6 protein-coding genes are annotated in these 7,880 nt (G+C 35.9%); 3 read left to right on the forward strand and 3 right to left on the reverse strand.

Features of this window, described 5'->3' with window-relative positions; genetic code table 11:
* Positions 1-95: 95 nt before the first annotated feature.
* On the reverse strand, positions 96-3,515 hold the full coding sequence (locus tag V7077_RS00520; RefSeq protein ID WP_335497859.1) for a hypothetical protein: 3,420 nt from the start codon (positions 3,513-3,515) through the stop codon (positions 96-98).
* Positions 3,516-3,712: 197 nt separating this feature from the next.
* On the opposite strand from V7077_RS00520, the gene V7077_RS00525 reads away from it, so the two are divergent.
* Entirely contained in the window at positions 3,713-4,195 is a 483-nt protein-coding gene (locus tag V7077_RS00525; RefSeq protein ID WP_335497862.1) for a hypothetical protein, read from the forward strand.
* A gap of 37 nt (positions 4,196-4,232) precedes the next feature.
* Here the strand turns inward: V7077_RS00525 and V7077_RS00530 are convergent, their stop codons facing one another.
* Together V7077_RS00530 and V7077_RS00535 are read right to left on the reverse strand one after the other, a co-directional pair.
* On the reverse strand, positions 4,233-4,751 hold the full coding sequence (locus tag V7077_RS00530; RefSeq protein WP_335497863.1) for an HD domain-containing protein: 519 nt from the start codon (positions 4,749-4,751) through the stop codon (positions 4,233-4,235).
* Between the two features lie 129 nt (positions 4,752-4,880).
* Positions 4,881-6,836, reverse strand: coding sequence for an LTA synthase family protein (locus V7077_RS00535; RefSeq protein WP_335497864.1), 1,956 nt, complete (start codon positions 6,834-6,836; stop codon positions 4,881-4,883).
* A 515-nt stretch (positions 6,837-7,351) separates the two neighbouring features.
* On the opposite strand from V7077_RS00535, the gene V7077_RS00540 reads away from it, so the two are divergent.
* Together V7077_RS00540 and V7077_RS00545 are read left to right on the forward strand one after the other, a co-directional pair.
* Entirely contained in the window at positions 7,352-7,540 is a 189-nt protein-coding gene (locus V7077_RS00540; protein ID WP_335497866.1) for a hypothetical protein, read from the forward strand.
* 76 nt (positions 7,541-7,616) lie between these two features.
* The gene (locus V7077_RS00545; protein WP_335497867.1) at positions 7,617-7,796 is read left to right on the forward strand and encodes an H-type small acid-soluble spore protein; all 180 of its coding nucleotides are present in this window, start codon (positions 7,617-7,619) and stop codon (positions 7,794-7,796) included.
* Positions 7,797-7,880 lie beyond the last annotated feature (84 nt).

The raw sequence follows: 7,880 nt of genomic DNA on the forward strand, positions 1-7,880 counted from the left end.
CCCTTGGTGACAGGCTCCTCCGAAAAAATACTATTTTATTAATACCATTATAACAAACTTTATATTTAAAAACAATTGGTAGGAATAATCTGGTGTTAATTCCACTTTCGTATTTTATCAAAGATGGTAACTTTCAGGAAGGTTATGAAAGTGGCTTCTCCCTTTTGAACTTTTTGTTTATGCCATTCATTAAAGCTGGCTATCGTTATAAGGATTAGCCCGGAAACCAGCAAATATGCCCACCATGGCATGTTCCCCCAATAGGGTCTTGTTTGCAGGAAAACATTTAACAGCAGCACACCTGCCCCCACGAAAAAATACGATTTTATTTGAAAAAACATACCGGTTACCAGTGATAACAAGGAAAGTGATCCTAAAATAATCGCATCATAGATGGTGCTGCTTGCCATTGCATCTTGGATTAAAATCAGTGACACGCTCACTAAAGCAATCCACTGAATTGCCTTCACACCCTCCGCATATTTCCCCTTTAAACAACTACGCACGAAAATAACCATCAGGATAAAAGGAAGTACATGTACCTCTCGGAGCCACAGCGATGGAATGTGGATTGCGTTAATGATGGCATAATAGGGTTGTAACAAATAGGCGCCAGCTGCGATTGTTATAAAATCAGCCATTTCAGCAGGGACCCTTTTTCGTTGCAGCCATAAAGAGAGGGCAATTAACACTCCCGGCAATGCATGATTCCAAAGGTGCAGATTTTCTAAGAAATACATAAACGCAAAGAACAAAAAGGCAATGACTGTATATCCGTCCATTTTCACTTCCAAAATTTTTGTCCCTGCCTCAAAAACCTTCGTGTAAAGGAACTGACCTAGGAAAATGAGAAGCATTCCAATGATGGCAAAGACCAGCATTTTTTCAGAAGCAGTCAAATCACTTACATACATGCACTCAATTGTGGCCAAGAAAGCAAAACCTAATGGCACCAGTGTTAGAATATCCCATTTTACTATATGCAAATAAGTCAGTAACACCAAAACATATAGCCAGGTTAACAGATATGGAATGATACCATATGGATAGACCATTAGCATCGAACCAATCCCAATTACGGAAAATGGGACTAAATAGAATGTTGCTCTCCTTTTATATTCCTGATCAGCAAATTGGACCATAGCGAGCATTAGTCCACTGGTAATTGGGAAGGCATATTTCTCATCGAAAGGAAGTTCTAATCTATCCATTCCTGTAGAAATCACAAAAAATAATAACGTAAAACTTGCGTATAAAAAAATCTTTATTTTCCACTCTTTAACAGCTAATTTTGTGCTAACTACATAACCAGCCAGTGATAATATAAAACAAAAGATGGCATCTGTATGATGTACAAACCAAGCAAATACCAGTGCAAGCGGTAAGATTAGATGGCCGACCCACGCAAAGGCAGCCTCGAGGTCCGCATTCGATTTCCGATATAAACTGGCTATGACAAGAAGTAGGATAGCACCTACTGATGGGGCTAATGCATCTACCAGGTGATAAACAGCCAAATTTTCTGTAATTGAATGGATAACTGAAAAATAACATAAGATGGCCGTTATACTGATAAAATAAGCGATCCACTTGGCTCCAATCCTATAATAAAAAAAGGAATACATCCCTATTCCAATGGCCATTATCAGAGGCTGAACCCAAGTATAATTGATTGGACTAATAAAGGCTTCCAATATTGCTAGTGAATAAAGAGATTGAGATACATATAGTGAATGTTTTGCAAAAACTTGCTTAGAGAGCTTTGCCCAGACCATGCTTGAAAATAACACCGTGACTGCTCCAACTGCGAAACTAATTGAAATTCCATATTCAGAATAATACGTCAGGGAGTTAACATTAAACTCCTCACCAAAAGCGGCAAAGGAAAGTCCAAGTGCAGTAGGCAGCAGCCAGGTTGCCGCTTCCATTAATAAATTTCTTTCTTGATATCGATTAAGTAAATAGGCTGCCACTGCTAACAGTATAAGCATCACTCCCAATTCCCACCAATAAAGAAGAGCAAACGCCATGACCATGGAAATGGCCATAATTGATAATCCAACCTCAATAGCTGCATTTCGGATCTTTTGCACAAGCTTTATTAAATACAGGATCCCAAAGACACCTAGCAGAAGAAACCCTGTAAGGAATAATCTTAGAGCCAAATTGATTTCTTCAAATGGAATGGTCATTAATGATATTCCTTCATAAATGCCTGATGACAAAAAGAGTGAACTTAAATAAGGGAAAAGGAATCGAGAGTGATTATTGGTAAGGTAAATGAAATTCACTGCCATAATAAAATAGGCCATCATTAGCACAAAAGATGGCTGCCCAGAACGCAGCAGGAACCCTTCAAGACTCACATAAATAAAAGCTAAACCAGAGATTACGGCACTTGTATATTGGAAAGCTTTGTCTAATGAAAATTTCTTATCTAAAGCCCTTGGGACAAAGACAATCCCAAATGACACTAATGCGTAAACAATGCCGCCTGCATATTCAAGTACACTATTTTCAACGAGCTGATAGACCCCATAAACCAACATGACCGTAAAGACAAAATGATACTCTTTCTTGCCTGTTACGTAGATCATTGATAAATAAATGACAGCGGTTAATAGGAGGTTAAAGCTGTACACCACCTCATTATCAAAAAGAAATAGCATAAAGACTGTAGTAAGAATTAAATTCATTTGGATAAATGGTATAAATTCTTTACTAAATAATTGAAAAAGACTGATATCTTTCACACGTTGGAAAACAACAACAAGTATTGCATTAAATAGAACCAGACCCAAATAGAATAGATCAACTTTTAAATGGAGGGCTGCTAATAAAAAGGCAGCTCCCAGAGTAAATGAAACAAACGAGAACCAGACAAATAATCGGGAATCTAAACTTTTAGCAAAGAGTATATACACGACAAGGGATAGAATGCTGCCAAGCATTCCAAGTAAATATCGCCCTTCACCAGCAATCGATAAATACGAACCTAAGAGCCCAAACCAACCTAAGGAAAGAATAAAAATTGGTAAGAATAAACTTCCTAACACAGTGAAAGCAAAAGCCGTTTTATCAATATGCAGTACTCTTTTTGAAATGAATGCCATTACATAAAATAACAATGAAACAATGGCAATTGATCCGCTTTTCATAAAATTTGTCATTGATTCCCAATTACTTGTTGCCACAAATAAACCACCGATTAATAGAAAAATTACCCCTATATTCAACGACCAGGTTATGTTTCTTTCCCGAATCTCTTCTGGCGAACGTGTCTTTTTGACTTTGGCTGGTTTGGGAGAAGAAGCCGGTAAGGGATTAGATTGTAGTGGAGCGGGCTTCTGTTTAAGGGTTAGATCATCTTCTTCATATAGTAAATCGAGGTGGTATTGATGATGTGCCTTTGCCACTGTTTCCACGATTGTATTTGTAAGATATCCTTCTTCGCTTAACTTATATAATTCATTCCTAAAGATCCTTCTGCGCTCTTCTCTACTATTGAGTTCCATTAAACTCCCCCTCATTTCTTCAATACAGGTGGTTTATGTAAATTATGGGATAATTTACATCATTACTCCTTTAGTGTAATTTTACACATTTTTAACTGAATTTCAATCCTTTTTCTTTTTCTACTATATTCGAGTTTACCTTTGGGGAAAATATCTGTATGATTAGAGCATATTTGTTTTAAAAGAAGGAGTAATTTATGCTGACATTTGATGAAAAACTAACAATTATTGAATCATACCCGCAATTAGAACGAAAAGATGTTTCACTGAAACGAATTAATTTTCAACTTCCAAACAGTATTTCCGATAAAAAAAATATTGTCTATCACTTACATCCAAATGGAAATGGCTTTGTTTATGCCGGCCACCTCGATCACTATGAAACCGATGATAAAGGAATGGTCAATATCCGTGATTTTTCAGCAGAGCAGCTTCGGAGCATCTTAACTGAATCTATTGCTGGATTATCGCAGCAAGAAAAATCAATCAATGAAGAAGCCATTATTGGAGAATTAGAGGAAGAGCGCTGGGTCAACGAAGAGGGCAATATTTTAGTTTTGCTTTATGAAAGTGAAGTATGGAATATCTATTTTGGCTTAAACCTCGAAGAAAGCTTTGATACATACGAAGAAGCGATAGATTTTATGCAGGAAGAAGGCTTTAAGCCTGAGAAAAAATAGAAGCAAAAAGGCTGTGCTAAGTTTTAGCACAGCCCTTTTATTGTTTGTTGTATTCTTCATCAATCCATTGATCTAAACGCTTAATACTTTCTTTTGCACGTTCATATTCAATTGTACGATAATGATGCATACCGCCTTCTTCTTCATCTTTCTCATCAGCCCATTTTACCACTTGCTGCAGAGGAGTTCTTATAATGTCATTTGAAGGTAAAAATGAGTCGGTATGAAAAAGAATTGCGAGCGCAATCGTTTTGGCCTTAATAGGGTTTTCTCCAAGGCGGATCAATAGCTTATGTGCCCGTTCCGCCCCTTTTATTGGATGAATATCATTTTGTTTATATAGGTCATAATCCCATTTCCCATTTTTATACCAAGTATAGTGTCCCATATCATGGAGAAGCCCTGCTTTAGCAGCGATATCAACATCAAGCTGCTGTTCTTTACTCAAATGAAAAGCATGGTATGCTACTGCTATCGCATGGGCAAGTCCTGAGCGGGTTAAATACTTTTGGGCAATGCGGTGTTCAAAAATATCCAATAAAGTTACGTCTCTCATGCGATCCACTCCTGCCTGTTCCTAAATCTATTTCACTTATTATATGCTAACATGTCCCAAATGGCTATTTCTTTATATTGGCCAATTACATAAAAAAGAGAAGGACCAGTTTAGCCCCTCTCTAATAAGTTAATTTGTTTCAGTTGTTTTTGCTGTTTTTCCCTTTGGTCCTAAATATTCATAGTCATTAGGATTTATTGGTGTGTATCCTTCAGGCTTATAGAATCTTAATAAGTCCTTATACACAATTTCATCAGACATTTGTAATTCTGTTTTTACCTTTTCATCAACATTCTTACATGGTGTATTATCATCTAAAAGTAATGTTGTTTGATAAGAATAACATTTATCGTTCAGCTGGATACCATCTTGTGAAACAAAGTCACCATTTCTGAATAATGCCCAATTACGATGATCTTTAGAAAGCAGGTCAGAACCAAATTCCATATAATCCTTCGTATCAATACCTAATAAATGAAGTATAGTTGGACGGACATCCACTTCGCCGCCAATTTGATGCTGAATTCCACCTTTTACACCAGGAACGTGGATAAATAAAGGTACTTGCTGCAGTTTCGCATTTATTGCCGGTGTAATTTCATCGACTCCCAATACCTTTGCCATTGCTTCATTATGGTTTTCAGATATACCATAATGATCACCGTACATAACAATGATGGTCTTATCATACAATCCATCTGCTTTTAGATCATTAAAGAATTGCTCAAAAGCCTGGTCCATATAATGGGCAGATTGGAAATACTGGTTAACGACTGAATCCCCGTAATCACCAGCAGGAAAATCAGTATCTTCTGGATCCATTTCAAATGGAAAATGGTTAGACAATGATATAAACTTTGTATAGAACGGCTGCTTTAAACTTTCAAGCATTGGAATGGATTCTTTAAAGAATGGTTTATCTTTCATACCATAGTTTTTAGTATTTTCATCCGTCATATTGTAGTATTCTGCATCAAAGAACTGGTCATAACCAAAAGCTTTATAAATAACATTTCTGTTCCAGAAGGTCTTATAGTTGCCGTGGAATACAGCGGAACTATAACCCTGTCCTTTCAGAATGGAAGGCATAGCTTGATAGGTGTTTTGTGCCTTATTTACAAAAACAGCCCCTTGTGCCATAGGATATAAGGAATTCTCCATTAGGAATTCAGCATCTGATGTTTTCCCTTGACCTGTTTGATGGTAAAAATTATCAAAATAAAAAGTACTACCATCGTGTGCCAATGAATTAAGGAATGGTGTAACCTCTTGGCCATTTGGCAACTTATAATCAATCATAAAGTTTTGGAATGACTCCATAGAGATATAAAGCACGTTCATTCCCTTTGCTTTACCGAAGTAAACAGGGTTTGGGGCAGCATAGTTAGCTTTCCGATAGTTCTCTACATCCGTAATATCACTACTGTCAGCCAGTGCACGCTGACTAGAGGACTTAATATTTTGAATTACATCATAAATCGTAAAGTTGTAAGCACCCAGATATTTGACTAAATAGTTGCGATCAAATGAACGAGTTAATAATTGAGGACGATCCTTTTCCGCTAATCCCAGGTTAAAAAGAAACGTTGTGATGGCAAACAATAGTACAATTTTATATGACTTTCTATTCGTGACCGTCACTTTTTTGAAAACAGTTAATGCCAAAACAATTAAGATGATTGTATCAATAAAATAAAAAATATCTAAAGGTGATATTAAAGATAACGCACTATCACCCAATTGCCCTGCATTTGTTTTTGTCTGCATTAATACTGGTACCGTAATAAAGTCATTAAAAAAACGATAATACGCTATATTAGCGTATAACAAGAATGATAAAACGAAATTGATGATAATCATGACGAGTTTTGTATGTTTCTTAAAGAGCAGGGCTAAACCAAGAAAGAATAACGCTGAACTTAATGGATTTATCAACAATAAAAACTTCTGCAAATTATTATCAATTCCTAAGTTAAATTCAATTTGATAGGCCGCATATGTTTTGAACCAGAATAATAAAACGGCAATTACAAAGAATGAAATATGGCTGTTTTTTAATGTTTTAGGTAATTCAATTTTATTCATAACATAATTCTCCTCTCACTTACCAATAAGCTCCGGTAAACGAACCTCAATTACTATAACACACTTTCAAAAAAAGTTAAAACATAAAATATGCCATTTTATGTATGAAACAAACCAATTGGACATGTCATTTTTATGTGTTTTTCAACATAATAAGACAACACCTATACCTGTCCATCTGGATAAATTCTCCTTTATACTATGACGGTTTGATGGAGGACATGACAGTTCATTTCTCAAATATATATGACGATGAACGGTTTGGTTTAGTTTCATCATTTTAAAAAATTGTTTTCTCTTAATTTTTCCTTGCTGTTAACGATATGTCACCTATCATAAACCCGAACTAAACCGTTATGCAATAAGAATATAGACTTATCTTTTACTGATAGGTTACCGAATAAATATATAATTATTGGTAAGCATAAGCACGATGGAAGTTATAAACATACTTTCCACCAATCAAATGATGAGCTAATCTCGTACACAAATGAATGAACAAGGAAGTGAGCTTAATGCCCAGAAAAAGGCCGGAGTTTACAAAAAGTCCGTATTTTGTTGAAGAACCAGGTAATTGGCATTTAAAACCTGGAGCTCCGAAGGAGATGCAATTGGAACTTGAAAACTATCTAAGCAGTTTAGAGGAATTACACGAAGATGGGACAATAAATGGTAACCAAATTGATGTTTATTCTACTCATTAATATATAATAGAAAAAACGGTTACAATTCAGTAGTAAACCCTTTAAATTACTCTACATAGACTAGGAGTGAAAAACAATGAATGTTAATCGAGTAAAGCAAATTCTATCCTCTTCTGCAGATGTGGAAGTTAAATATAACGGTGCTTCCGTTTGGATTGATCAGTTAAATGAAGACGGAAGAACAGCCACTGTCCATTTACGAGGACCACTTGAAGAGCGGTCAATTGTAGAAATTCATGAATTAATGGAAGATTAATCCTATTGCCATCTTTTCGCTGAAAAGATGGTTTTTTTTGAATGGCTTTGCTAATCTTAAATGTTGATTTCCGCTCCAGGCGGC

Source organism: Neobacillus vireti, assembly GCF_036962465.1.
GTDB classification, from domain to species: Bacteria; Bacillota; Bacilli; order Bacillales; family Cytobacillaceae; genus Neobacillus; species Neobacillus vireti_B.